Below are 23,313 nucleotides of genomic sequence, written 5' to 3' on the forward strand. Positions count from 1 at the left end.
CACATTTTCCTTTCGGATCGAGGTCTGATCGGGTTTACCTGACCGCCGCAGGTGTCACGCCGGTCGTCATGTCAGAACCCTCGCCCCGGTCCAAAAGGTCAGGCAATATCAGGCCCCTGTCAGGGGATAACAGCCGACCAATTGGGCCTTGTTATCGGATAACATCGCAACCTGCCCCTTGCGGATATTGAATATCAGGGGCCAGATGCGCCATGTTGGGTCAAACAACGCCTGTCGAGCCATCTCCGGAAAGGAGAGTTTCATGTCCCGACCCAAGACCCGTGTGTTGCTATCGTTCGTGGCAGCGCTTCTTTTCACCGCGATGCCCGCCTCGGCGGAATGCTACGCAGATTACAAGGCCAAGCAGGATGACCCCTTGCGCCTGCATTACGGAGTGGCACAAGTCAGTGATGCCAATTGCTCGAAAAAAGGGGCAAAGGCTGAACTGGGCGACCGGCTGGCAGCGGCGGGCTGGACGCTGCTGAATGTTGTGTCCACTTTTGGGCCAGAGGGCCTAGCGGAAAGGCAAGCGAGTGCAGGAGAATATTTCCTCCGTTTCTGACAGTCTGAAGGCCGGCAACCGGGTGGTTGCCTTCGGTATCGCCTCAATCGTGCTGATCCTTTTCGGCGCGGCGCTCTTTCTGTTTCTGAACCTGCCCGATGCCAATGCTTTCAACGCCCGTGTCGAAAGGCTGTTCGTCGAGAATGACAATCTGACGACCGGGGCCGAGATCAAGCTTCTGGAAATCCTTGCACAAAGCGGCACCTCGTTTTCCGAGGTGCTGCAAAGCTACCGGATGGTGATCTTTGTCCTGCTGGTGTTTTCGACCGCCCTGCTGATCGCGGCGCTGGTCTTTCTGGTGATGATCATCGCCCTGAACCGCCGGATTTCGGCCATTCAACGTTCGGGCATTCAGGTGGCCAGCCTTATGATCAGCCGCGAAGGACGCGCGGTCTATATCAACGATATGGAATTCCAACTGACCGAAGCCGCGCTTGAAACCCTGTCGGTTCTGGCCGAAGCGCGTATGGACGACGAAGTGCTGACCGGGTCACAGATCGAGGCCGTGATTTCAGGCCGCAGCGAGGCGGACTGCGACGAGGCCGCCGGCGCCACCCGCGTCAAACGCCTGCGCGATGCTTTGGGCAACCAGCTTGTCAGCGAACTTCTGGTGAAAACCATCGCCCGCCGCGGCTATGTGCTGGCGGTTGGAAAAGACGTGATCCGAATGGTCTAAGCGCCAAATTCGTTCAAACGAATTTGCAAATTTCTTGCAAGAAATTTGCGCTGGTCACGCTTCTGTCGCGCAAAGACGACAGAACCCTTGCATCAGGGGGGAGGGGGCCCTAAATAGCGCCGCTCTTGTCCGGGATGCAGCCGTGGGGGGATTATAGATGATCCAGACGCCGTTCTACCTGATCGACCGCGCAAAATTGGCGCGCAACATGGCCATCATGGACGAGCTGCGCCAAGGTTCTGGCGCCAAGACTTTGCTCGCGCTGAAATGCTTTGCCACTTGGCCCGTCTTTGACCAGATGCGTCAGCATATGGATGGCACCACCTCGTCCTCGCTTTACGAGTTGAAACTGGGCCGCGAGAGATTCGGCAAGGAAACCCATGCCTATTCCGTCGCCTGGGCCGATCACGAGATTGCCGAGGCCGTGGGCTATGCTGACAAGATCATCTTCAATTCCATCGGCCAGCTTGAGCGGTTCGACAACCAGTCGGCCAGCATCGCTCGTGGCTTGCGCCTGAACCCACGGTTTTCGACCAGCGGCTTTGATCTGGCCGATCCGGCCCGCCCCTTTTCGCGTCTTGGCGAATGGGATGCGAAAAAGATTGAAACGGTCATCGACCGCATTTCGGGCTTCATGATCCACTACAATTGCGAAAACGCCGATTTCGGCCTGTTCGATCAGCAATTGACCCGGATCGAGGAAGAGTTCGCGCCCCTTCTGAAACGTCTGAAATGGGTCAGCCTTGGCGGAGGAATTCACTTCACCGGCGAAGGCTATCCTGTGGCAAAGCTTGCCGCACGGCTGAAGCAGTTTTCAGACCGTTTCGGCATTCAGGTCTATCTGGAACCGGGCGAGGCTGCGATCACCAATTCCGCCAGCCTTGAGGTCACCGTTCTTGATGTCCTGAACAATGGCAAGGATCTGGCCGTGGTCGATGCCTCGGTCGAGGCGCATATGCTTGATCTTCTGATCTATCGCCTGTCGGGCAAGATGGAGACCTCGGGCGATCACCCCTATATGATCTGCGGCAAATCCTGCCTTGCGGGCGATATCTTCGGCGAATTCACTTTCCCCAATCGGCTCTCGGTTGGCGATCGGCTTTCGATTTCCGATGCCGCGGGCTATACTATGGTCAAGAAGAACTGGTTCAACGGCGTCAAGATGCCCAGCATCGTGGTACGCGAACTGGATGGAAGCCTGACCGTAGCGCGTGAATTCGGCTATGCCGATTTCGAGGGCAACCTCGGCTGATCCGGGCCTTGGCCCACTCTCTTGTGGGGCTTTGAACGCCCCCCTTCCCTCTGTCCGCAAAGGAGACGGTTCGAAGTGAAACGGAATGTTCTGATCATCGGCGCCGGTGGCGTGGCTCAGGTCGTCGCGCATAAATGCGCACAACACAACGATCGGCTGGGCGATCTGCACATCGCCAGCCGCACGCTGTCCAAGGCCGAAGCGATCATCGCCTCTGTTCACGCGAAATCCGCGATGAAGGTTGATGGCGTGTTCAAAGCCCATGCGCTGAACGCGATGGACAGCGCCGCCGTGGCCGCCCTGATCCGGGAAACCGGCTGCCAGATCGTCATCAACGTCGGCTCTGCCTTCGTGAACATGACCGTATTGGAAGCCTGCATCGAAACCGGCGTGGCCTATATGGACACCGCGATTCACGAGGACCCGACCAAGATCTGCGAAACGCCGCCTTGGTACGGCAATTATGAATGGAAGCGCCGTGAACGCTGCAAGGCTGCAGGCGTGACCGCAATCCTTGGCGTGGGTTTTGATCCGGGTGTCGTGAACTCTTACGCCCGTATCGCCGCCGACATGCTGGATACTGTGTCATCAATCGACATCGTCGATATCAATGCTGGCAGCCACGGCCGCTGGTTCGCCACCAATTTCGACCCGGAAATCAACTTCCGCGAATTCACCGGCACCGTTTATTCGTGGCAGAACGGCGCATGGCAGACCAACAAAATGTTCGAGGTCGGCCAAGAATGGGATCTGCCCGTGGTCGGCAAGCAAAAAGCCTATCTCACAGGCCATGATGAGGTGCATTCGCTGTCAGCCAACTATCCTCAGGCCGACGTGCGGTTCTGGATGGGCTTTGGCGACCATTACATCAATGTCTTCACCGTGTTGAACAACCTTGGTCTTCTGTCCGAAAAGCCCGTGAAAACGGCCGAAGGTCAGGAAGTGATTCCGCTCAAGGTCGTCAAGGCGGTCCTGCCAGACCCGGCCAGTCTTGCCCCCGACTACACCGGCAAAACCTGCATCGGCGATTTCGTCAAAGGCACCAAGGATGGCAAGCCAGCCGAGGTGTTCATCTACAATGTCGCAGACCACAAGGAAGCCTATGAAGAAGTCGGCAGCCAAGGCATCAGCTATACCGCAGGTGTACCCCCGGTCGCGGCGGCTCTCTTGATCGCGGATGGCGTCTGGGATGTAGGGCATATGGCCAATGTCGAAGAATTGGACCCCGCCCCCTTCATCAATCTCTTGAATGAAATCGGCCTGCCAACCCGCATCAAGGACACCCAAGGCGACCGCCCGCTCAGCTTCTGAATCCTTACAGTCATCGAACAATGTCCAAAGCCGCCCGGAACCATTCGGGCGGTTTTTCTTTGCCTGCCTCTCAGGTGATTCCCAAAAAGATCGGGGCCTTGGCCCGAAAAGCCAAAAGCCCGGACTTGCGCCCGGGCCTTTCAGGAAAGAAGTGGTGAGCCCGACAGGATTCGAACCTGTGACCCACTGATTAAAAGTCAGTTGCTCTACCAACTGAGCTACGGGCCCACAACTTGGGCGCTGATTACGGGCAGGCGCAGGTGGGGTCAAGGGCAAAAAATGCATCCCTCTGGCAAAAACTTAGACTCAGGCGTATATGCCCCGCATGAACCAGAAAACACACTCCCCCGGCCTGCCCTTCATGAAAATGCATGGCGCTGGCAATGACTTCGTGGTGATCGACTCGCGCGGACGCGGGGCGATGGTCACGCCTGCGCTGGCCCGCGCCTTGGGCGACCGCAATCGGGGCGTCGGCTTTGATCAGCTGGCCGAGATTCGCGATGGCGAGAACGGCGCCGATTTCACGCTCGATTTCTGGAACAACGATGGTACGCGCGCCGGCGCTTGCGGCAATGCCACCCGCTGCGTCTCGGATTACATGATGCACCAGTTGGACAAAGAGACTGTCAACCTCGTGACCTCGCGTGGCGGGCTGTTTGCCCTGCGTCAGGCCGATGGCCGCGTCTCGGTCAATATGGGTGCGCCCCAGCTGGAATGGGATCAGATCCCGCTGTCTCATCCGGTCGACCTTCTTCACCTGCCACTGGACCGCGACCCGGTCGCCGTTGGCATGGGCAATCCCCATTGCGTGATCTTTGTTGATGATGCCGAAGCCGTGGATGTCGCGGGCCTTGGCCCCTCCTACGAACACGATCCGCTCTACCCTCAGCGCACCAATGTCGAATTCGCCAACCTGACTGGCCCCGACCGCCTGCGCATGCGCGTCTGGGAGCGCGGGACCGGGATCACCCTCGCCTGCGGCTCTGGGGCCTGCGCCACCGCCGTCGCCGCCCACCTGCGCGGCCTCACCAGCCGCCGCGTCACACTTGATCTCGACGGCGGCACGCTGGAAATCGATTGGCGCGAAGACGGCGTCTGGATGACAGGCCCCGTGGCCCATGTCTTCGATGGCGTCCTGTCAGAAGCCTTCCTGAAGCAGCACACATGAAACCCCCGGTCTTTTCCACCCTCGGCTGCCGTCTCAACGCCTATGAGACCGAAGCCATGAAGGAACTCGCCAGCGCGGCAGGGGTCGAGGGTGCGGTCATTGTGAACACCTGTGCAGTAACGACCGAGGCTGTCCGCAAAGCCAAACAGGAAATTCGCAAACTCGCTCGGGAAAACCCCGGCGCGCCGGTCATCGTCACCGGCTGCGCCGCCCAGACCGAACCGGAAACCTTCGCCGCCATGCCCGAGGTCACGCGCGTCATCGGCAATCACGAAAAGATGCAAGCCGAGACCTGGTCAGCCCTCCGCGCGCCCGCCGATTTCATTGGCGAAAGCGAAAAGGTCATGGTCGATGACATCATGTCGGTGCGTGAAACTGCTGGCCATCTGATCGACGGCTTCGGCCGCCATCGCGCCTATGTTCAGGTCCAGAACGGCTGTGACCACCGCTGCACCTTCTGCATTATCCCCTATGGACGCGGCAATTCCCGCTCCGTCCCCGCCGGCGTTGTCGTTGACCAGATAAAACGCCTTGTTGACAAAGGCTTCAACGAAGTCGTCCTGACCGGCGTCGACCTCACCTCCTGGGGCGCAGACCTCCCCGCCACGCCCCGCCTGGGTGATCTGGTGATGCGCATTCTGAAACTGGTCCCCGACCTGCCGCGCCTCCGCATCAGCTCCATCGACTCGATCGAGGCCGATGAAAACCTGATGCAGGCGATCGCCACAGAACCCCGTCTGATGCCGCATCTTCACCTCTCGCTACAGGCCGGAGACGATATGATCCTGAAACGGATGAAACGCCGCCACCTGCGCGACGACGCCATCCGCTTCTGCGAAGACGCGCGCAAACTGCGGCCGGACATCATCTTTGGGGCCGATATCATCGCAGGCTTTCCGACTGAAACAGAGGAAATGTTCACAAACAGCCTTCGCCTCGTCGAAGACTGCCACCTGACATTCCTTCATGTCTTCCCCTTCAGCCCCCGCAAAGGCACCCCAGCCGCCCGTATGCCACAGGTCAAGGGCCCCGAGATCAAGGATCGCGCAGCCCGCCTCCGCACCGCAGGCGATCTCGCGCTGCAGCGCCATCTCGCGGCGGAAGTCGGCCAGTCCCATCGCATCTTGATGGAGTCGCCGCATATGGGCCGAACCGAACAGTTCACCGAAGTCGATTTCGCGACGGCCCAGGCCGAAGGCCAGATCGTGACGGCCCGCATCACCGGCCACGGCCCGCAAAGACTGACTGCCTGACGCGCCGCCACACCTTCCCCTGTTCTTTTCTGTCCTGAAATATCCCGGGGGTCAGCGGCTTGCGGCCAGCAAGCCGCGCAGGGGGCAGCGCCCCCTGACAAAGCAAAGCCGCAGGGCCGAAAGGCCCGAAGGCGCATGAAACCGGAATGCGGCGCAGCCGCGCCGATTGAAAACCGTCTGGGTCAGCTGCCACGCGGCATCGGGTTTTGCGCTTTGTTATAGGCCTGCCACTCGGTGATGTCGGGGTAGAACTGCTTGCGCCACGCCCGGACCTTCGGATTCATCACCCGCTTCCAAAGGGGAGGAATCATCGCAAGCGTGGTCATGGCCGGATAGCCATAGGGCAGTTGTGGTGCCTCTGCCTCGGCATAGGTCTGCAACAGCGGAAAGCGGCGGTCCGGTTTGTAGTGGTGGTCGGAATGGCGCTGAAGGTTGATCAAAAGCCAATTCGACGCCCGGTGCGCGGCATTCCACGAATGGCGCGGCAAGACATGCTCATATTTGCCCTCGCCCAGATGGCGGCGCGTCAGGCCGTAATGTTCGATATAGTTGACCAGCTCCAGTTGCCAGATCGCGACAAAGGCCTGCCAGAGAAACAGCGCAAGGCCCTCCCACCCGCCAATCCAGAAGGCCAAGCCCAGCATCACCAGTTGCAGCCCGGCATAGCGCCAGAACGGGTTGGACTGGTGCCAGACGGCAAGCCCTTTGCGGGCCAGCATGGCCTTTTCGGCTTTCCATGCTGATTTCGGGCAGCCCAGCAGCACACGCGGGAAAAACCGCTGAAATCCTTCATTATAGCGCGCCGACACAGGGTCACGCGGGGTGCCGACCCAAAGGTGGTGAACCCGCAAATGCTCGCTGCGGAAATGCGAATACAGCACCATCGCCAGCAAGATATCGGCGAGCCAGCGTTCCAGACGATCCTTCTGGTGCATCAACTCATGGCTGTAGTTGATCCCGATCGTGCCCGAGATCACGCCCATGCCAAAGAACAGACCGATCTTCTCAGCCAAACCCAGATGGCCCGTGCGGGGGACGTACCACAACAGGCCGAACAGCACGATGACTTGCAGCGGCGCCCAGATCAGCGTGATGAACTTGTACCAGATCAGGTCGTCATCTTCAGTAGAAAGGTCCGCATTGTCCTCGTTCAATCCGGTGATCGCATCCAGAATCGAGAACATGACCCAAGAATAAAGCGGCAGCAAAAGAACGGTCCAACCACCCACAGTCGCCCCGGTCAGGGCAATCGGCACCATCAAAAGCGATAGCCAGAACGGCAGCGCGTTCTTCAGTTGCCTTACCTCGTCGGCAGGAATGGTGGTCATGCGGGTCTCCGGCTTGTCACGCTCTGTTGTGCCAGTTTAGCGCCCTCCTTGCCGCGGTTTCAACGCGACGCAAAGCGCGCCGAGGCAAGATCCCAGGCCTTCCGCATCACCGTGGGCAAATCCCCGGGACGAAAGGCCGCCCGGGGCAGGATTTGCCCGCGCAACGGGTCAGGGCCAGACTCCAGACTGGCGGTTTCCACCCTTAGATAAAGGTGGAAATGGGTGAATGTGTGGCGCACTTCGCCAATATCCTGCCAATCGGCATCAAGGGGCGCAGGCCCACCTGCGCCATCCCATCCGTCGCCCGGAAACCCCCACATCCCGCCCAAAAGGCCGCGCTCGGGCCGGCGTTCCAACAAGAACCCGTCTCCCACCCGTGCAATCCACAGCCGCCCCTGCCGAATGGGCTTTGCGGCTTTTGGCAGCTTGCGCGGCAATTCTGCGGCGATTCCCTTTTGTCTTGCGGCGCATCCGGCCATCCACGGACAGATGCCGCAGGCCGGGTTGCGTGGCGTGCAGATGGTCGCGCCCAGATCCATCACCGCCTGCGCATAGTCGCCAGGCCTTTGCGCGGGGGTCAGACGCTCGGCCAAAGCCACCAGGTCCGGCTTGGCCGTGGGCATCGGGGTTTCAACTGCGAAATAGCGCGCCATGACACGCTCGACATTGCCATCGACAACGGTTGCCGGCTCATCATAGGCAATCGCAGCAATCGCGCTTGCCGTATAGGGCCCAATTCCCGGCAGGGTCAAAAGTCCGTCCCGGCTGCCCGGAAATACACCGCCATGATCGGCCACCACAACCCGTGCGCATTTCAACAGGTTGCGGGCGCGGGCGTAATAGCCAAGCCCGGCCCATTCGCCCATCACCTCGGCATCCTCTGCCGCTGCCAGATCGGCCACCGTCGGCCAGCGCGCGGTGAACCGACGGAAGTAATCCCGCACCGCCGCCACGGTGGTTTGCTGCAACATCACCTCGGACAGCCAGACACGGTAGGGATCGGGCCGCTCACCCGCCGCACGCTCGGCCGGGCCAACCCGCCACGGCATCACCCGCGCCGCCCGGTCATACCATGCCAACAGCGCCGCGCTCATCTCTGCGTCACGCAATCTTTATAGACCTTCCCTGCTCTTGATGCGCCAAAGCACTGGCACCCACCGCTCTCCTGCGTAAGATAGCGACAAAGCCCACAAGGACCAGACCTCAGACCCAATGGCCCGCAGCCCCGCCCCTCCCCCTTCTGCCGAACGCCGCCTGCGCGGCTTCGAGGCCGCTTTCGGCTTCATGAAGGATCCGGTCCGCCGTGCGGGGGAAACGCGGGGCTTTGCCGTGGCCCGGCTTCTGACCCATTGGGCCGAGGTGGTGGGCGAAGACCTTGCCCGAACAACCGTGCCGGTCAAGGTCGGCTACGGGCGCGAAGGGCTGGGCGCCACACTGACCATCCTGACCACGGGCGCGCAGGCCCCGATGATTGAAATGCAGAAAGACCGGCTGCGCGAAAAGGTGAATGCCGTCTATGGCTACAACGCCATTTCACGCATCCACATCACCCAAACCGCGCCTACCGGATTTGCCGAAGGCCAAGTGGCTTTTCAGCCCGCTCCAAAGGTCCCAAAGGCCCCCGATCCCACCATCCTTGCCAAGGCCGCAGAAACCGCCGCCCCGATCCAAGACCCGGGTCTTCGCAGCGCGCTTGAAGCCTTGGCCCAAAACATTTTAAACCGTCGCAAAGCGAAAGAAGAAGAATGAGCATGTCGATGAAAACCACCTTGGCCGCTGTGGCCGTTGCCCTTGTCGCAGGCCTTGGCCTCTGGTCGGCGCTGCCGCAACAAACCGCCGACTCGCTGCTGCCCATCACCCCGGCACAGGCCGAAACCACCACCTCGTCCAATGCCGAGGCTGCCGCGGTCGAAATCAAGGACATGACCCTTGGCCAAGAAGACGCCAAGGTGACGCTGATCGAATACGCCTCCTATACCTGCCCGCATTGCGCCAATTTCCACAGCGCCGTGTTCAAAGACCTGAAAAAGGACTACATCGACAGCGGCAAGGTCAAGTTTGTCTACCGCGAAGTCTATTTTGACCGCTACGGCCTCTGGGCCGCGATGATGGCCCGCTGCGGTGGCGACATGCGCTATTTCGGCATTCAGGACATCCTTTATTCCACCCAGCAGGAATGGGCCGCCTCGAATGACGCCAATGTCGTCGTCGGCAATCTGAAAAAGATCGGCAAGACCGTTGGCATGGATGACGCCACGCTGGACGCCTGCATGCAGGATGGTGCAATGGCGCAGGCCATGGTCGACCACTACGAAGCGAACATGAAAGAATTCGACATCAAGGGGACGCCCACACTGGTGGTCAACGGCACCGTTCATTCGAACATGTCCTATGCTGACCTGAAAGCCATCCTTGATGCCGAGCTTGCCAAGTAAATGACAACTGCCCCCGTTTCTGCTCCGAAAGCAGCCCCGCTTGCCGGTGTGAAAGTCATCGAACTGGCCCGCATTCTGGCAGGGCCTTGGGCTGGACAAACCTTGGCCGATCTGGGGGCCGATGTCCTGAAAGTCGAGGCTCCCGAAGGCGACGACACTCGCCGCTGGGGGCCTCCGTTCATTGAACGTGAAGGCGACCGTTCGGCCGCCTATTTCCATGCCACCAACCGGGGCAAACGCTCTGTCACCTGCGATTTCCGCACGGCCGAAGGTCAGGCACTGGTGCGCAAACTGGTGGCCGATGCCGATGTGGTGATCGAGAATTTCAAGGTGGGCGGTCTGGCCAAATATGGCTTGGATTATGAAAGCCTGCGCGCCGTGAACCCCGGCCTGATCTACTGTTCCATCACCGGCTTTGGCCAAGACGGCCCCTATGCCCATCGGGCAGGCTACGACTTCATCATTCAAGGCATGGCCGGGTTGATGAGCGTGACAGGCGAACCCGATGGCCAGCCGCAAAAGGTGGGGGTGGCCGTCACCGACATCTTTACCGGCATCTATGCCGCCACCGCCATTCTCGCCGCTCTGCACCAGCGCCACGCCACGGGGCTGGGCCAGCAGGTTGACATGGCGCTGATGGATGTGGCCGCGTCGATCATGGCCAATCAGGCTATGAACTTCCTTGCCACCGGCACCCCGCCGAAAAAGATGGGGAACGCCCATCCGAACCTTGCGCCCTATGCAGTCTTTGACTGCGCCGATGGCTGGCTGATCCTTGCCACCGGCAATGATGGCCAATATCGCAAGCTCTGCGGCATTCTGGGCCTCTCCGATATGGCCGAGGCTCCCGAATTCCTGACCAATGCCGACCGGGTGACGAACCGTGTCGAAATGACCCGCCGCATCACCGAGGCGACGCGCAAATGGACCAAGGCCGATCTTCTGGCCGCCTGCGAAGATCAGGGCGTGCCTGCTGGTCCGATCAATGATCTGGGCGAGGTCTTTGCCGATCCGCAGATCGTGGCGCGTGGCATGCAGATCGCACCCGATGGCGTGCCGGGCGTCCGCTCGCCCTTCCGCTTTTCAGGGGCCGATCTGGCACTGGATCGCCCCGCGCCAAAGCTGGGTGAGCATCAGTCAGACCTGCCGGAATGACGGGGTATCCGTGGTCGCGCCTGTGACCACGGATGTCATACGGAAAAACCACGGAAAACCCACGTCTTGCACACGCTGACTTAGCGGGCGGGAAGAAGGCGCTCCAAAGCCGCGTTCAGTGGGGCGGGATCGTCCAAGACCAAACGCACGACCAGCGCCAGAACCCGGTGACGATGCGCTTCGGGCAGCCGGATCTGGTCCTTTTCGGTGGTCACCAACTGCGCCCCCAAAAGCGCGGCCTCGTTTTCTAACCTATTGAGAAGCAATTCAGAAATTGGCTGATGGTCGTCAAGCGCAACGGTTTTGACGACCTCTGCCCCCTCACCGCGCAGCGTGGCAAAGAACTTTTCCGGGTATCCGATCCCCGCAAAGGCCAGAACGCGCTGCCCCTTCCAGTCCATTCCCATCTGCAAGGGTGCGAGATGGCCCCGCACTCTTGGCAAGGGAGCTTGCTCAGACCATTGATTATCAAAGGTTTTCTGGTCAGCTTCCGACCCGATCGACAGCAGAAGATGCCCCCGCTTTACCCCTTCGCGCACGGGTTCCCGCAGCGGCCCAGCAGGCAGACAAAGCCCATTGCCAAAGCCCCGTGCGGCATCCACCACGATGATCGACAAGTCTTTGATAACGCTTGGGTTTTGAAAGCCGTCATCCAACAGGATTACCTCGGCCCCGGCCAATTCCGCGGCCTTCACCCCCGCAGCGCGATCCTTCGCCACCCAAGTCGGCGCAAAGGCGGCCAAAAGCAGCGGCTCATCCCCCACCTCTTCGGCCTTGCCCTTTATGGCGTCAACTTGAACCGGCCCTGTAACGCTGCCGCCATATCCTCTTGAAACCACATGACATTTTATGCCTTTGGCCATCAGGATCATCAGCACGGCAATGGCCGTCGGCGTCTTTCCTGCCCCGCCAGCAGTCAGGTTTCCAATGCAGATAACGGGCACTTTGGCCCGATACCCCGCTTGTTTGACCCGCCTTGCCGTGACGGCTGCGTAAATAGCCCCCAATGGCCGCAAAAGGTTGGCCCAAAGCCCTAATTTGTTTGGAGAATTTTGCCAGAAGGACAGGGGCCGCATCAGCGTGCTTCCTTAATCATGCTGTGCAAGGTGGCGCGAACGTGGTCTGTAACTTCCGCGCCCTCCGACGCAATCCCCCACGCCGCTTGGGCCAGTCGCGCAACCTTGTCCGGCGCCATCAGGTCGGCCAAAGCCTCTGCCAGATCACGCGCATTCCCCACAGCCCGAGCCGCCCGCCCCGCCCCAAGACGACCGAAACTGGTTCCGAAATTTCCAGACCTGGGCCCATATAATATGGCGGAACCAAGAGCCGCGGGTTCCATCGGGCTGCGAAGACAGCCTTGGCCCGCCAGACTTCCGCCCAAAAAGCTAATAGGAGCAAGACGATACCAAAGGCCAAGCTCTGTCATGCCATCGGTAATAAAGACCTCGACATCGGGTTCAGGTTCTTCATCAATGGCGCGTCTTGCCACCACCCAACCCTCCTCCTTGGTCAACCTGTTCGCAAGCGCCTCGGCGCGTTCCGCATCTTGTGGTGCGATAATCAACAGCAACCGATGCGCCAAGGAGAGCGTCGCGCGGTGCGCAGCGATCACCGCATCCTCCTCGGCCTCGGGCAGTCCTGCAGCAAGCCATACAGGCCGTGTCGCCAAGAGTTTGGCCAAAGCCGCACGTTCCGCTTCAAGACAGGGCAACACGGCAGAGTTTTCTTCCAGTCGCCCCAAGGCAACAACCGTCTCAATCGCTGCGCCAGCCTTTCGAAACCCGCGCGCTGCCGTTTCATCAACGGCGACGATTTTCTGGAATGCCTGCAAGGAAGACTTGATGAGTCCGGGATACCATCCATCCCGGTCGCGCATCATATAGGGTATACGCGCATCGGCCATCAAAAGCGGGATCCGGCGCTCACCCGCCTCATGCAGGACCGCAGGACGAAGTTCTCCGTCAGAAAAGACTGCGGCATCTGGTCGCCAATGATCAAGGAATGTGCGGACATCAACCTGATTGTCTTCTGGTGGGCTGTCTTGCAAAAGCCAATCAAAGCCCGTTTGAAGTTCAGAGCCGGTCAACAGAACCGAAAGACCATCTTCTTCAACCAAAAGCCGCGCTAATTCCAGCAAGCCCGACAAGGAGGCTGGCGTTGGAGCATGCAACCAGATTAGCCGCCCTGCCGGGCGTTCTTTCCTGACGATCGCCGCACCTGACACCAGGCGCGGCCTTAGGTTGTAAAGGGTCAGGCCAAGGGAATGAACCATCTGCGCTCTGGCTTATTCCCCCAGTTCCTCGGTTGAAGAGCCCGGGCGCTCTTCGTCCCGAAGTCGATGAATATGCGCAATAAAATAGCGCATATGGGCATTGTCGACAGTGCGCTGAGCTTCGGCCTTCCAAGCCTTATGCGCCGAGTCGTAATCGGGAAACATGCCAACGATGTGGATGTCGTTGACATCCTTGAATACCGATTTCGACGGGTCGACCAGTTCGCCGCCGAAAACAAGATGAAGCCTTTGGGCCATGCTGTTCTCCGATTTGACTGAGGTGTTACCTCGAATGTTGCGCAGCCTAGCGAGGTGGGGTCTGGGGTCAAGGGCGGCACGGATTTGCAAATCCGGTTTACCGATTAGGAAGAAATGCGCGGCTATCTTGCTTTAGGCCGCGAAAAGGCGGTGCACAGCGGGTGGAACCCCAAATGCGTCTGAAACTGCTTTTCATTGCGTTCTTTGCGCTGCCTTCGACAGGCATCGCCGCACGCCAAAACGATGCCTGCGATCAGGCCGCAATGTCGGCGGCAGAGCGGACCGGAGTTCCCGCGCGCCTGCTTATGGCTATCGCCCGGACCGAGGCTGGAAGACAGCAAGATGGCGTTTTTTCACCATGGCCCTGGACAGTGAATGAGGCCGGAAGCGGAAGCTTTTTTCCAACCCGGAAGGACGCCGAAACTCATGTCCAAAGCGCGCTCGCCTCTGGTTCCCGCAACATCGATGTCGGGTGTTTTCAGATTAACGTCCGGTGGCACGGGCAGGCGTTTTCCTCTGTCTCCTCCATGTTCGATCCGGAAAAGAATGCTTTCTACGCAGCCTCATTTCTGAAGCAGTTACTGCAGGAAACCGGATCATGGGAGGGTGCCGTTGGTGCCTACCATTCCCGGCTGGAGGAGGCTGCGACAAGCTATGTCGCCAAGGTCAAAGAACATCTTGACCACCCGGCTGAGATTGCTGCTCCGACTATCTTTCGGGCCGCAACACCCCTGCGAACGAACACCTATCCCTTGCTGCACGGCGGTGGGGGCTCGATGGGTTCGCTTGTTCGCCGAGAGGCGAGGGCAGCAATTTCCTCGTTGTTGAGGTGAGATTGACGATGCCAAGACTGTCCGCTCAGGATCTCTTTCGTCCGACAATTCTTTTGGCGCTCGCCCTTATGGCCGTGATCGTCATGATGGTGCTGCCGATACCGGCGTGGCTTTTGGACATCGGGCTAGCGCTGTCCTTCGCTTTGGCAATTCTGATGCTTACCGTCACGCTGTTCATCGAAAGACCGCTTGATTTTTCGGCCTTCCCGACCATCTTGCTGGCGTCTTTGATGCTGCGCCTGTCCCTGAACGTTTCGTCGACAAAGCTGATCATTGGAAACGGCCATACAGGCACCGACGCTGCTGGCCACGTCATTCAAGGATTTGCTGACTTCATCATGGGCGGCAACCTTCTTTTGGGGCTAGTGGTGTTCTGTGTCCTTTTGATCGTGAACTTCATGGTCATCACTAAAGGCGCAGGAAGGATGGCCGAAGTTGGTGCCCGTTTTGCACTGGACGGCATGCCCGGTCGCCAGTTGGCCATTGATGCTGACATGGCGGCAGGTGCGATCACCCATGCAGAAGCAAAGTCGCGGCGGGAAAGCGAGCTTGCGGAAACCACCTTCTTTGGTTCTTTGGATGGCGCCTCGAAATTCGTAAAGGGCGACGCCGTCGCGGGTCTGCTGATTACGCTTTTGAACATTGTCATGGGTTTGATCATGGGCGTGGCCGTTCATGGCATGCCAATAGGACAGGCCTTTGAAACATATTCCATCCTGACGGTCGGGGACGGTTTGGTCAGCCAAATTCCCGCGGTCGTCATTTCGGTCGCTGCGGCACTGCTGTTGGCGCGCGGCAGCACAAAAGGCGCGGCCGATATCTCTTTCTTTTCCCAACTTGGCCGCTATCCCGGCGCTTTGGGAACTGTTTCAGTCCTGATGGCACTCTTTGCCTTTGTTCCAGGAATGCCGTTTCTGCCATTCATTCTGGGGGCAGCAGCCCTTGCAGGCGCAGCCTTTCTTGCCAAGAAAAAAGACGAAAGATTGGCCGCTCCTGCAAAGCCAGAAGATGACATGCCGGTGATTCGGCCACTTGGCGATGTTCTCGACTTTGATGAGATCCATCTAGAATTCGCCCCAGATCTTGTTTCCATGGTTCTGGACCCCGCGACGGGAATTGATGGCCGAATTGGCAACATGCGAAATCATATCGCTGCACAGTTCGGCTTGATCCTGCCAGAGATCCGGCTGACGGACGAACCGACATTGCCACCAAACAGCTACCGTATTCGCATTCAGGGCGTAGAGCGCGTGACGAATCGGCTGATGCCAGAGCGCTGCCTTGTGCTTTTGGCCGATGGCATTGAGGCGCCTGCCGGGAAAGACGTAAATGAACCGGTTTATGGAACTCCTGCACGTTGGATCGACAAGGAATTTCAAGAGAAAGCGGTTCTGTCCGGCCTGACGGTGGTCAGCCCCGCCGAAGTTTTGGCGACCCATTTGCTTGAAATCATCCGAAGCCACTTGGCCCGGCTGCTATCACTGCGGGGGCTGCGGCGTTTGCTTGACGAATTCTCGAACGTATCCGATCCGCAGCGAGCACAAAGCAACCGAAAGCTGCTCGACGAACTGGTGCCGGACAAGGTCCCGATGGATTTGCTACTTTCAGTTCTTCGGTTGTTGCTGGATGAACGTGTCTCGATACGCAATCTGCCGCTTATTCTGGAAGCAATTTCCGAAGCGCGCGGCATGCCAGCGCCCGAACTCGTCTGCGAACACGTACGCCAACGACTTGGCTTCCAGTTGGTCGCCGAACTGCGCCGTCCTGATGGAACAATCCCATTGATCCAGCTTGCGCCCGAATGGGAAAAAACATTCCGGGAGTATCAGATTGATGGCGACCGGGGGACACGCGATGTTGCTCTGCCGCCAGATCAGTTCGCACGACTTTCGGGTCTTTTGGCAGACCGGTTAAATGGCCTCACCGAAGCAGGCACATTCGCTGGTGTCATCACTTCTGGGATACGGCGACGGTTTCTTCGCACCGTTTTGGCAGCCAGAGGCCTGACGGCTCCGGTCTTATCCTACGAAGAGGTTGGCCTTGAGGTCCGACCCGCCTTTGTAGGTCTGGTGCCGCAATGATCGAGGTTTTGGATCTGCTGCTACGCGAGTTCGGGATTGCCGCGCCGCTTGTCCAAGCCTGGGCACTGACGTTTTTAAGGGTCGGATCTGCGATGGCCGTTCTCCCGGGTCTTGCGGAGCATTCCATTCCTGCCCGCATCCGCCTGATTTTGGCGCTGATGCTCTCTCTAAGCATTTTGCCAGCAACTATGCCAATGGCCGGGGGCGTCGAATTTACCTCCGCCTTTGCCGCCGAAATCGTTACTGGCCTGATCCTGGGTCTCAGCCTTCGCTTCTTTGTCTTTGCGTTATCCGTTGCGGGTGCGATCATCGCCAACGCGACATCATTATCACAATTGTTCGCACCCGGAGCAGAGGCCCAACCCGCCATTGCCCAACTGCTGATCTTTGCGGGTATTGCGATTGCCTTTCAATTGGGACTGCTTACAAAAATCGTCGGCTTCTTTCTTCTCTCTTATCAGGTCTTTCCCGCAGGTGATGTCCCCGACTCATCTGCGGTGATCGAATGGGGCGTTCGCCACACAGGCATGATCTTTTCTCTTGGGTTCAAGATTGCCCTGCCCTTCGCCATTGCCTCGCTTTTGTACAACTTTGCACTTGGCATCATAAATCGGGCGATGCCGCAATTGATGGTGACCTTCATCGGGGCTCCCGCACTTAGTCTGGGCGGTCTTGCCTTGATGGCCTCTGGGTTTCCAACTGCCATCACAGTGTGGCTTTTCGCGTTTCACAGTTTCATCGGCTCTGCCCCCGGGTGGTGACGTGCAATGGCAAGTGATGAAACCAGCGATGCGGAAAAAGAGCATGAACCCTCTACAAAACGGATGGAGGAGGCCCGCAAAAAGGGCGATGTCGCCAGATCAACTGACCTGACAACGGCCGCGTCCTATACCGGCTTTGCCGTTGCCTTCTCGGCCGGCGGGGCAATTGTCCTGGCCGCTGCAGAACACCTTTCAACGCTTCTTGAGTCCGTTGCCAAATTGGATGGGGGAACCCGCGCAGAGAACGCTGTCATTGGGGCAGGGCTGATTGTTCATGTTCTCTTGCCCTTGGGGGCACTCTTCCTAGTGCCAATCCTAACAACACTGGGCGCGCTTTTTGCACAAAGGGCACTTGTCTTTGCCCCGACGAAAATCCACCCGAAACTTTCCCGCATCTCGCCCCTTTCAACGGCCCGGCAAAAGTTCGGCATCGAGGGTTTGGTCGAGTTTCTCAAGAACACTGCCAAGCTTGCGCTGGTTGGCGGGCTTTTGTCTTCGTTTCTGTTGATGAATCTGAACGAAATTATGGCGACAGCGATGCTGGAGCCAGGTCTGGGAATCTCATTTCTGATCGCCATACTGGGAAAGTTCTTGTTTCTGGCGACTTTAATCACGGCCCTTATCGGAGGAGTGGATTTCCTTTGGCAGATCAGGACGTTGCGTCGACGTAACCGCATGACACGCAAAGAGATGTTGGACGAACACAAGGACTCCGAAGGGGACCCACATACGAAGTCTGAGCGTCGTCAACGAGGACAGGAATTGGCAATGAACCAGATGCTTGCAGAAGTTGCCACGGCAAGTGTCGTCATCGTCAACCCAACACACTATGCCGTGGCACTCCGGTGGAAACGAAGCGATCCATCCGCCCCAGTTGTCGTGGCCAAGGGCGTTGACGAAATCGCGATGAAGATCCGATCCGAGGCAACGAAATGTGGAATTCCGATCCACAGTGATCCACCGACAGCACGAGCGATCCATGCCACAATCCGCTTGGGCCAACCGATACAGAGAGACCATTACAAAGCGGTCGCGGCAGCGATCCGCTTTGCGGATATCATGCGAAAGAAACCGAGGACCTAAATTTGGATGCGAAGCGCAAAAAGTTAAACGATCTGGCACGAATCGCGACTCTCGTTCGCGACACAGAGCTGCATAAATTGGCTAATGCCTCACGTCCATTACTAGAAATCCGGCTCCAGATTGCGGCTCTGAGCGAGGTTGATTGCGGTGCACAGGTGGACATCTCGGCAACTCGAACGGCTGCGAAACATGATCAGTGGCGTTTTCAGAAACGCATAGAGCTGAACGGAACATTGGCACACAAAACTGCGATCTACCTCGCTCAACATGATATTGCGGCCCGGGCCTTTGGCAGAGCCGCAACACTTGAGAGAATTGGGAGAAAATGAGTTAGCTGTCTTGGCGAATAAGATCAGTGATCAGGACATCCGTCACCGACTGTCCAAGTATGCCTTGCGCGACATTCAGCAAGCCTTGGCGCAAAACATCAAGAGTTGCGGTCTCCGTAAACTCTCCGCTAAACCCTCCGCTGTTCGCAAAATCGAACAGCATCCGTAGGAACCCATCCCGTAGTTTGGGTTCATAGGCAAAGACCCGACTGGTTTCTCCTGCCTCTACTTCTATGCTCAGTGATAGCACCATAAGGGATACAACTTGGCTTTCGTCGACGATTGGCACGACGAACTGATTGGGCAGTTTTACGAACTCGGGCACCAGTGTTTCACCGGCCTCTTTCTGGGAAACAGGCGCAGGGACGGCTGCTTGCGATGCGTCTTCTCCCTGCGGCATCGCTGCCTCGGGACGCAGGAATAGACCTGCTCCTGCGCCTGCGGAAAGACCTAAGGCCAATAATGATACGGGGAGGAGAGCTTTCTTCATGACGGTCAGAATGGCAAAATAATGTCGGTGATTTGCTGACCATACCGTGGTTGCTGGAAATCACTGATCTGACCGCGACCACCATAGGAAACGCGCGCGCCTGCCATTTTGTCATAGGTCACTTCATTCTTCCGAGAGATGTCTGCGGGCCGGACGTATCCGGTCACGATCAGTTCCCTCAGCTCATAATTGACGCGGACTTCCTGCTGGCCTTCGATCCGCAACACTCCGTTTGGCAGCTCTTCAACGACAGTTGCCGCAATTCGCAAGGTGAGCTTTTCGTTCCGGGAGACAGAACCATTCCCCGAAAAGGCTGAGCTAGAGGATGTGTCAACGGCTTCTGCCACGGTTGCGCCTTCAGGAAGTTCGCGGTCCAGTCGTTGGGGAATGCCAAGTAGGGATGGGATTGCCATCGTCTGGCTCCCGGATCTACTACGCCCGGTCGTGTTTGAGATTTCGGCGCGGTCGTCAATTTCAATCACGACAGTTAGAATGTCACCTCGATGGCTGGCCCTGCGGTCACCAAGAAGAGACGCCTGGCTCGCAGTCCAAAGCGAGGAAGCATCCGAAGGGTCATTCATGTCGGCCGTTTGGGGAAACGGCGACGAATACATCGCATGATGCTGGTAGCTGCCCTCAAGAGGAGAGAAATCGGGCGCTTTCCCAACTTCATCGAGCCTGCTGCATCCCGTAAGATAGAGCGCCACCCAAAAAATCCGCGTCTTTTTCATCTTGTGGGTACCTCGACATGGACTGAGCCATCATCCTTGACAATTCCTGTCACGATCTTTCGAGAGCTTGGATTCAACACACGGATAATTTCGCCAACACTGGCGCGCGACAGAGCCTTGCCTTCGGTCAGAATCTCCAACCCTCCGGAATGAAAAATAAGCGGGACCTTCTGATTTCTTTCGACAATTGCTGGGGCAGTTACTTGCGCATAAAGGATCGGACGGCCGGGATAGATGATTGATTTTGCCTCTAGCCCTACGATTTCATCAACCGACTGAGCGGCCCCCGAAACCGATATGCTGGCAATCGACAAATCATTGGCACCAATGATGCTGCCAGATCGAATAATCCGAGAACTCACGACTGCGTCTGCCGAGACCGCCGTTGGAATCATGAAAAAGAGAAGCCAAAGCATCATCTGACCTGCGTCGTTGCTGAAAGCATCTGATCTGCTGCCGTGATCACCTTTGCGTTCAACTCGTAGCCGCGTTGCGCCTTGATCAGTTCGGTAACTTCCCTCACCGCATCGACAGAGCTTTCTTCCAGATAGCCCTGCCGCAATGTGCCTAGTCCCTCTTCCCCGGGAATTCCTGAATACGGTGGACCGGATGCTGCTGTCTCGAGGAACAGGTTTGATCCAATTGCTTCCAAACCCTTTTCGTTGGAGAACCCGATCAACGACAACTGGCCAAGCAACTCCGGTTCAACTCGGTTCAAGTAATATGCGTAAACCTCACCCTCGGAATTGATCGCAAGGGACCGGGCTTCTGCCGGAATTGTGATGCCCGGCGCGACTTGGTGGCCCTCTGATGTGACGATCAGACCGTCGCCCGTACGCTTTAGCGCACCATCCCGGGTAAAACCGGCCCCGCCGCCGGGAAGGACGACCTCAAGATAGCCTCGCCCTTCGATTGCCAGATCTAGATCCCCGCCCGTCTGTACCAAAGATCCTTGCGCAAGGACGATCGAAACGGCCGAGGGTCGGACGCCCATACCCACCTGAATACCTGTCGGTAGCATTGTACCATCTGTCGCCGAAATGGTTCCGGGGCGCGCCATTTGCTCGTAATGCAAATCGGCGAAATCCGCCCTACGCGCATTGTACCCGGTCGTCGACATGTTGGCGAGATTCTGAGACACGACATCGACACGCATTTGTTGCGCTGCCATACCGGTCGCCGCGATCTGAAGTGCTTTCATCTTTCGCCCCTATCGGCCCAGCGTCTGCAAGACGCTTTTCTGCCGCTGATCTTCACTGTCTAAGAAGCGCTGCCCCATCTCATAGGCGCGTTGAACCTCGATCATCCGAGCAATCTCGCTGAGTGTGTTAACGTTGCTCTCTTCGAGGTGGCCCTGAAGAATTGTTCCCGACGCTACCGGAGACCACCCTTGTGCCATGATCAATGTTCCAGACTGCCTCCGTAAATCTGACGGATTTTCGGGCTCCCAAAGAGCGATTTCCGCGACCGGGACACCGTCTGCCGTCATCGTGCCATCTTTGGAGATAGAGACATCCTTGGCACCAGTAGGCACCGGAATTGGCGCCCCCCCGCTGTCAAGCAGCGCGAAGCCATCGGCCGTGACGAGCGTCCCCTCGGCAGATGGGAAAAAAGCACCTGAGCGCGTCAGGCGTTCGCCTTCTGGGGTGGCCACCAGAAAGAACCCTTCGCCTTGGATCGCAAGGTCGTATTTTCCGCCGGTCCTCGTAAGAGCGCCCTGGGAAAGATCGACATGTCTGACATTTGCATGAGCCATAGAAATCGACTCTTCGCCCCGACTTGCCGATATATACTCTGAGAAAACAACGCCTTCTCGACGAAATCCGGTTGTTGACGCGTTGGAGATGTTGTGAGCCAAGACCTGCAATTCGTTGATCAACCCAGTTTGGCGGGTAAGCGTTGTATAGCCAGCAGCCTCCATTTCACATCCCCTCAATTCTTGGAATGATTTCGTCCGTAAAAAAGGTGGTCAGAGTGGAGGTCATGAAACTCATGGACACCCAGAACACGATTAGCATGGCGCCCACTTTTGGAACGAAGGTCAGCGTCATTTCCTGCACTGAGGTCAAAGCCTGAAACAGACCGACGCCGACACCGGCAATGAGCGCAACTGTTAGCATCGGCGCGGCAATCAACGTGGCCACCCAAAGCGTTTGCCGAACCAGATCGAAGTACACCGCTTCCATCATATCAGACCGGCATCCGTAGAATTTCCTGATAGGCCTCGACGACCTTGTCGCGAACGGTAACCACTGTCTCGACGGCCATTTGCGTGGATGCGAGCGCCTCAACCAGAGCATGAGGGTCGGCTCCACCAGTCATGGCGGAACGCGCTACGTCTTCTCCATTCTGCAGCGTTGCCGCAAAGCTGCCCAGAAATTCTGAACCGATTTCTTCTGCTGTCCGCGAGCTTGAAGCAACGGGCGCGGCAATCCTGGTCTCTGCATAAATTTGTGTGGCGAGGGATTTCTTGATGTCCATTTTGGACCTCCTTATCTGCGGATAAGTTCGAACAGGCTTTGAGCCATTTGCCGGGCTTGGTCGAAGACCTTAAGATTTGCCTCGTAGCTGCGCTGTGCTTCGCGAGCATCGGCGACCTCAATGATCAGGTTGACGTTGGAGCCGTCGTAGTAGCCAGAGTCATCGGCCAGTGGATGACCCGGGTCAAAGACCCGCTCAAGTTCGGAACGGTCGAGGCGGGTCTTGGCGACTTCAACAAGCCCTTCCGAAGACTGCTTTATGCTGGCAATCTTCCGATGAAAGCCGGGTGTGTCAGCATTTGCGATGTTCTCCGACACTGTGCGAAGCCGCATCGCCTGGGCACGCATCGCTGCGGCGGAAGAGTGTAGGCTTTTTAAAAGATCACTCATGTCTTACTCCCTCAACCCATTCGGCCAAGCGAGGTACGAAGAACAGCGGACGCTGAGCGATAGACAGCCAAAGCCATTTCGTGGTCTTGGCGAACTTCTACCGAGCGCGCCATCATCAGATCAAGCGAAACATCATTTCCGTTTGGCGCCATCGCCCCGCCGGAATAAACGGACCCGTTGAAAGGTGACTGATCTTTTTCAAAGTGATCTCGCCCGTCCCGCCTTAAAGCGAAGCTGGCGAAGTCATCATACTGTTCATTAAAGCGAGGTAGATCGCGCGCCCTGAATTTTGGCGTATCGGCGTTTGCGACATTGTCCGCTATCAGCGCCAGACGCGCGCCGGAATGCGCGGCCAATGCTTGTGCCATTCTGGTCAATCCGAGTTTTTCAAACATCGGGGCTTCTCCCTCGATCTGCTTCACCAGTTCTTAGGAGTGATTCCTTTAGAAACTGTAATCAGTGAAC

28 protein-coding genes and 1 tRNA gene are annotated in these 23,313 nt (G+C 57.9%); 14 read left to right on the plus strand and 15 right to left on the minus strand.

Going from position 1 to position 23,313, the window contains the following annotated elements; genetic code table 11:
• Window positions 1-262 precede the first annotated feature (262 nt).
• The 4 genes from ACSBLW_RS12335 to ACSBLW_RS12350 all read left to right on the plus strand — a co-directional run bounded on the left by ACSBLW_RS12335 (window position 263) and on the right by ACSBLW_RS12350 (window position 3,801).
• Window positions 263-562: a hypothetical protein gene (locus tag ACSBLW_RS12335; RefSeq protein ID WP_435256919.1), complete on the plus strand. Its 300-nt coding sequence runs from the start codon at window positions 263-265 to the stop codon at window positions 560-562.
• Window positions 534-1,238, plus strand: coding sequence for a winged helix-turn-helix domain-containing protein (locus ACSBLW_RS12340; protein WP_435256920.1), 705 nt, complete (start codon window positions 534-536; stop codon window positions 1,236-1,238). The genes ACSBLW_RS12335 and ACSBLW_RS12340 overlap by 29 nt, the downstream gene beginning before the upstream one ends.
• A 157-nt stretch (window positions 1,239-1,395) precedes the next feature.
• A complete protein-coding gene (locus tag ACSBLW_RS12345; protein ID WP_435256921.1) occupies window positions 1,396-2,490 on the plus strand; it encodes a carboxynorspermidine decarboxylase in 1,095 nt (364 codons plus the stop codon).
• Between the two features lie 75 nt (window positions 2,491-2,565).
• Window positions 2,566-3,801: a saccharopine dehydrogenase NADP-binding domain-containing protein gene (locus ACSBLW_RS12350; protein ID WP_435256922.1), complete on the plus strand. Its 1,236-nt coding sequence runs from the start codon at window positions 2,566-2,568 to the stop codon at window positions 3,799-3,801.
• A 152-nt stretch (window positions 3,802-3,953) separates the two neighbouring features.
• Here ACSBLW_RS12350 and ACSBLW_RS12355 read toward each other — a convergent pair.
• Window positions 3,954-4,029 (minus strand) — tRNA-Lys (locus ACSBLW_RS12355).
• A 97-nt stretch (window positions 4,030-4,126) separates the two neighbouring features.
• Here ACSBLW_RS12355 and dapF point away from each other — a divergent pair.
• Both dapF and mtaB read left to right on the plus strand, forming a co-directional pair.
• Window positions 4,127-4,969, plus strand: a complete 843-nt coding sequence (gene dapF / locus ACSBLW_RS12360; RefSeq protein WP_435256923.1) for a diaminopimelate epimerase — start codon at window positions 4,127-4,129, stop codon at window positions 4,967-4,969.
• A complete protein-coding gene (mtaB, locus tag ACSBLW_RS12365) occupies window positions 4,966-6,222 on the plus strand; it encodes a tRNA (N(6)-L-threonylcarbamoyladenosine(37)-C(2))-methylthiotransferase MtaB (protein ID WP_435256924.1) in 1,257 nt (418 codons plus the stop codon). Before dapF ends, mtaB begins: the two co-directional genes overlap by 4 nt.
• A gap of 182 nt (window positions 6,223-6,404) precedes the next feature.
• Here the strand turns inward: mtaB and ACSBLW_RS12370 are convergent, their stop codons facing one another.
• Window positions 6,405-7,550 carry an alkane 1-monooxygenase gene (locus tag ACSBLW_RS12370; protein ID WP_435256925.1) on the minus strand — a complete coding sequence of 382 codons (1,146 nt, stop codon included), beginning with the start codon at window positions 7,548-7,550 and terminating at the stop codon, window positions 6,405-6,407.
• A 59-nt stretch (window positions 7,551-7,609) separates the two neighbouring features.
• Window positions 7,610-8,644 (minus strand): A/G-specific adenine glycosylase, encoded by a 1,035-nt coding sequence (gene mutY / locus ACSBLW_RS12375; RefSeq protein WP_435260105.1) that lies wholly within the window; start codon window positions 8,642-8,644, stop codon window positions 7,610-7,612.
• 118 nt (window positions 8,645-8,762) lie between these two features.
• Between mutY and ACSBLW_RS12380 the strand changes: the two genes are divergently transcribed.
• Genes ACSBLW_RS12380 through ACSBLW_RS12390 form a run of 3 tightly spaced genes read left to right on the plus strand, consistent with a single transcriptional unit; the run spans window position 8,763 to window position 11,140 of the window.
• Window positions 8,763-9,299, plus strand: a complete 537-nt coding sequence (locus ACSBLW_RS12380; protein WP_435256926.1) for a DUF721 domain-containing protein — start codon at window positions 8,763-8,765, stop codon at window positions 9,297-9,299.
• Window positions 9,300-9,301: 2 nt separating this feature from the next.
• Window positions 9,302-9,985: a DsbA family protein gene (locus tag ACSBLW_RS12385; RefSeq protein ID WP_435256927.1), complete on the plus strand. Its 684-nt coding sequence runs from the start codon at window positions 9,302-9,304 to the stop codon at window positions 9,983-9,985.
• Window positions 9,986-11,140, plus strand: coding sequence for a CaiB/BaiF CoA transferase family protein (locus ACSBLW_RS12390; protein WP_435256928.1), 1,155 nt, complete (start codon window positions 9,986-9,988; stop codon window positions 11,138-11,140). It abuts the gene before it with no gap.
• Window positions 11,141-11,220: 80 nt separating this feature from the next.
• Here the strand turns inward: ACSBLW_RS12390 and lpxK are convergent, their stop codons facing one another.
• Genes lpxK through ACSBLW_RS12405 form a run of 3 tightly spaced genes read right to left on the minus strand, consistent with a single transcriptional unit; the run spans window position 11,221 to window position 13,670 of the window.
• Window positions 11,221-12,216 carry a tetraacyldisaccharide 4'-kinase gene (gene lpxK, locus ACSBLW_RS12395; RefSeq protein WP_435256929.1) on the minus strand — a complete coding sequence of 332 codons (996 nt, stop codon included), beginning with the start codon at window positions 12,214-12,216 and terminating at the stop codon, window positions 11,221-11,223.
• Entirely contained in the window at window positions 12,216-13,412 is a 1,197-nt protein-coding gene (locus tag ACSBLW_RS12400) for a 3-deoxy-D-manno-octulosonic acid transferase (protein WP_435256930.1), read from the minus strand. Before ACSBLW_RS12400 ends, lpxK begins: the two co-directional genes overlap by 1 nt.
• Before the next feature lie 12 nt (window positions 13,413-13,424).
• On the minus strand, window positions 13,425-13,670 hold the full coding sequence (locus tag ACSBLW_RS12405) for a DUF4170 domain-containing protein (protein WP_435256931.1): 246 nt from the start codon (window positions 13,668-13,670) through the stop codon (window positions 13,425-13,427).
• 173 nt (window positions 13,671-13,843) lie between these two features.
• Here ACSBLW_RS12405 and ACSBLW_RS12410 point away from each other — a divergent pair, with 173 nt between their 5' ends.
• Genes ACSBLW_RS12410 through ACSBLW_RS12430 form a run of 5 tightly spaced genes read left to right on the plus strand, consistent with a single transcriptional unit; the run spans window position 13,844 to window position 18,757 of the window.
• Window positions 13,844-14,503, plus strand: coding sequence for a lytic transglycosylase domain-containing protein (locus ACSBLW_RS12410; RefSeq protein ID WP_435256932.1), 660 nt, complete (start codon window positions 13,844-13,846; stop codon window positions 14,501-14,503).
• 8 nt (window positions 14,504-14,511) lie between these two features.
• Window positions 14,512-16,584 (plus strand): flagellar biosynthesis protein FlhA, encoded by a 2,073-nt coding sequence (locus ACSBLW_RS12415; RefSeq protein WP_435256933.1) that lies wholly within the window; start codon window positions 14,512-14,514, stop codon window positions 16,582-16,584.
• The gene (locus tag ACSBLW_RS12420; RefSeq protein ID WP_435256934.1) at window positions 16,581-17,345 is read left to right on the plus strand and encodes a flagellar biosynthetic protein FliR; all 765 of its coding nucleotides are present in this window, start codon (window positions 16,581-16,583) and stop codon (window positions 17,343-17,345) included. The genes ACSBLW_RS12415 and ACSBLW_RS12420 overlap by 4 nt, the downstream gene beginning before the upstream one ends.
• A gap of 6 nt (window positions 17,346-17,351) precedes the next feature.
• Window positions 17,352-18,428, plus strand: a complete 1,077-nt coding sequence (locus ACSBLW_RS12425) for an EscU/YscU/HrcU family type III secretion system export apparatus switch protein (protein WP_435256935.1) — start codon at window positions 17,352-17,354, stop codon at window positions 18,426-18,428.
• 2 nt (window positions 18,429-18,430) lie between these two features.
• Window positions 18,431-18,757 carry a hypothetical protein gene (locus ACSBLW_RS12430; RefSeq protein ID WP_435256936.1) on the plus strand — a complete coding sequence of 109 codons (327 nt, stop codon included), beginning with the start codon at window positions 18,431-18,433 and terminating at the stop codon, window positions 18,755-18,757.
• A gap of 1 nt (window position 18,758) precedes the next feature.
• Here the strand turns inward: ACSBLW_RS12430 and ACSBLW_RS12435 are convergent, their stop codons facing one another.
• The 9 genes from ACSBLW_RS12435 to flgB are packed head-to-tail and all read right to left on the minus strand — an operon-like array spanning window position 18,759 to window position 23,216.
• Window positions 18,759-19,247 (minus strand): flagellar basal body-associated FliL family protein, encoded by a 489-nt coding sequence (locus ACSBLW_RS12435; RefSeq protein WP_435256937.1) that lies wholly within the window; start codon window positions 19,245-19,247, stop codon window positions 18,759-18,761.
• 5 nt (window positions 19,248-19,252) lie between these two features.
• Entirely contained in the window at window positions 19,253-19,978 is a 726-nt protein-coding gene (gene flgH, locus ACSBLW_RS12440; RefSeq protein ID WP_435256938.1) for a flagellar basal body L-ring protein FlgH, read from the minus strand.
• Entirely contained in the window at window positions 19,975-20,397 is a 423-nt protein-coding gene (flgA, locus tag ACSBLW_RS12445; RefSeq protein ID WP_435256939.1) for a flagellar basal body P-ring formation chaperone FlgA, read from the minus strand. Before flgA ends, flgH begins: the two co-directional genes overlap by 4 nt.
• Complete coding sequence (flgG, locus tag ACSBLW_RS12450; protein WP_435256940.1) at window positions 20,394-21,179, minus strand: flagellar basal-body rod protein FlgG; 786 nt, start codon at window positions 21,177-21,179, stop codon at window positions 20,394-20,396. Before flgG ends, flgA begins: the two co-directional genes overlap by 4 nt.
• A gap of 9 nt (window positions 21,180-21,188) precedes the next feature.
• The gene (locus ACSBLW_RS12455) at window positions 21,189-21,899 is read right to left on the minus strand and encodes a flagellar hook-basal body complex protein (RefSeq protein WP_435256941.1); all 711 of its coding nucleotides are present in this window, start codon (window positions 21,897-21,899) and stop codon (window positions 21,189-21,191) included.
• Between the two features lies 1 nt (window position 21,900).
• Window positions 21,901-22,167, minus strand: coding sequence for a flagellar biosynthetic protein FliQ (locus tag ACSBLW_RS12460; RefSeq protein ID WP_435256942.1), 267 nt, complete (start codon window positions 22,165-22,167; stop codon window positions 21,901-21,903).
• A 1-nt stretch (window position 22,168) separates the two neighbouring features.
• Window positions 22,169-22,459, minus strand: a complete 291-nt coding sequence (gene fliE, locus ACSBLW_RS12465; RefSeq protein WP_435256943.1) for a flagellar hook-basal body complex protein FliE — start codon at window positions 22,457-22,459, stop codon at window positions 22,169-22,171.
• An 11-nt stretch (window positions 22,460-22,470) separates the two neighbouring features.
• The gene (gene flgC / locus ACSBLW_RS12470) at window positions 22,471-22,848 is read right to left on the minus strand and encodes a flagellar basal body rod protein FlgC (protein ID WP_435256944.1); all 378 of its coding nucleotides are present in this window, start codon (window positions 22,846-22,848) and stop codon (window positions 22,471-22,473) included.
• An 11-nt stretch (window positions 22,849-22,859) separates the two neighbouring features.
• Window positions 22,860-23,216, minus strand: a complete 357-nt coding sequence (gene flgB / locus ACSBLW_RS12475; RefSeq protein WP_435256945.1) for a FlgB family protein — start codon at window positions 23,214-23,216, stop codon at window positions 22,860-22,862.
• Between the last annotated feature and the right edge of the window lie 97 nt (window positions 23,217-23,313).

The sequence above is a fragment of the Thioclava sp. FR2 genome (assembly GCF_051200875.1).
Taxonomy (GTDB): domain Bacteria; phylum Pseudomonadota; class Alphaproteobacteria; order Rhodobacterales; family Rhodobacteraceae; genus Pseudotabrizicola.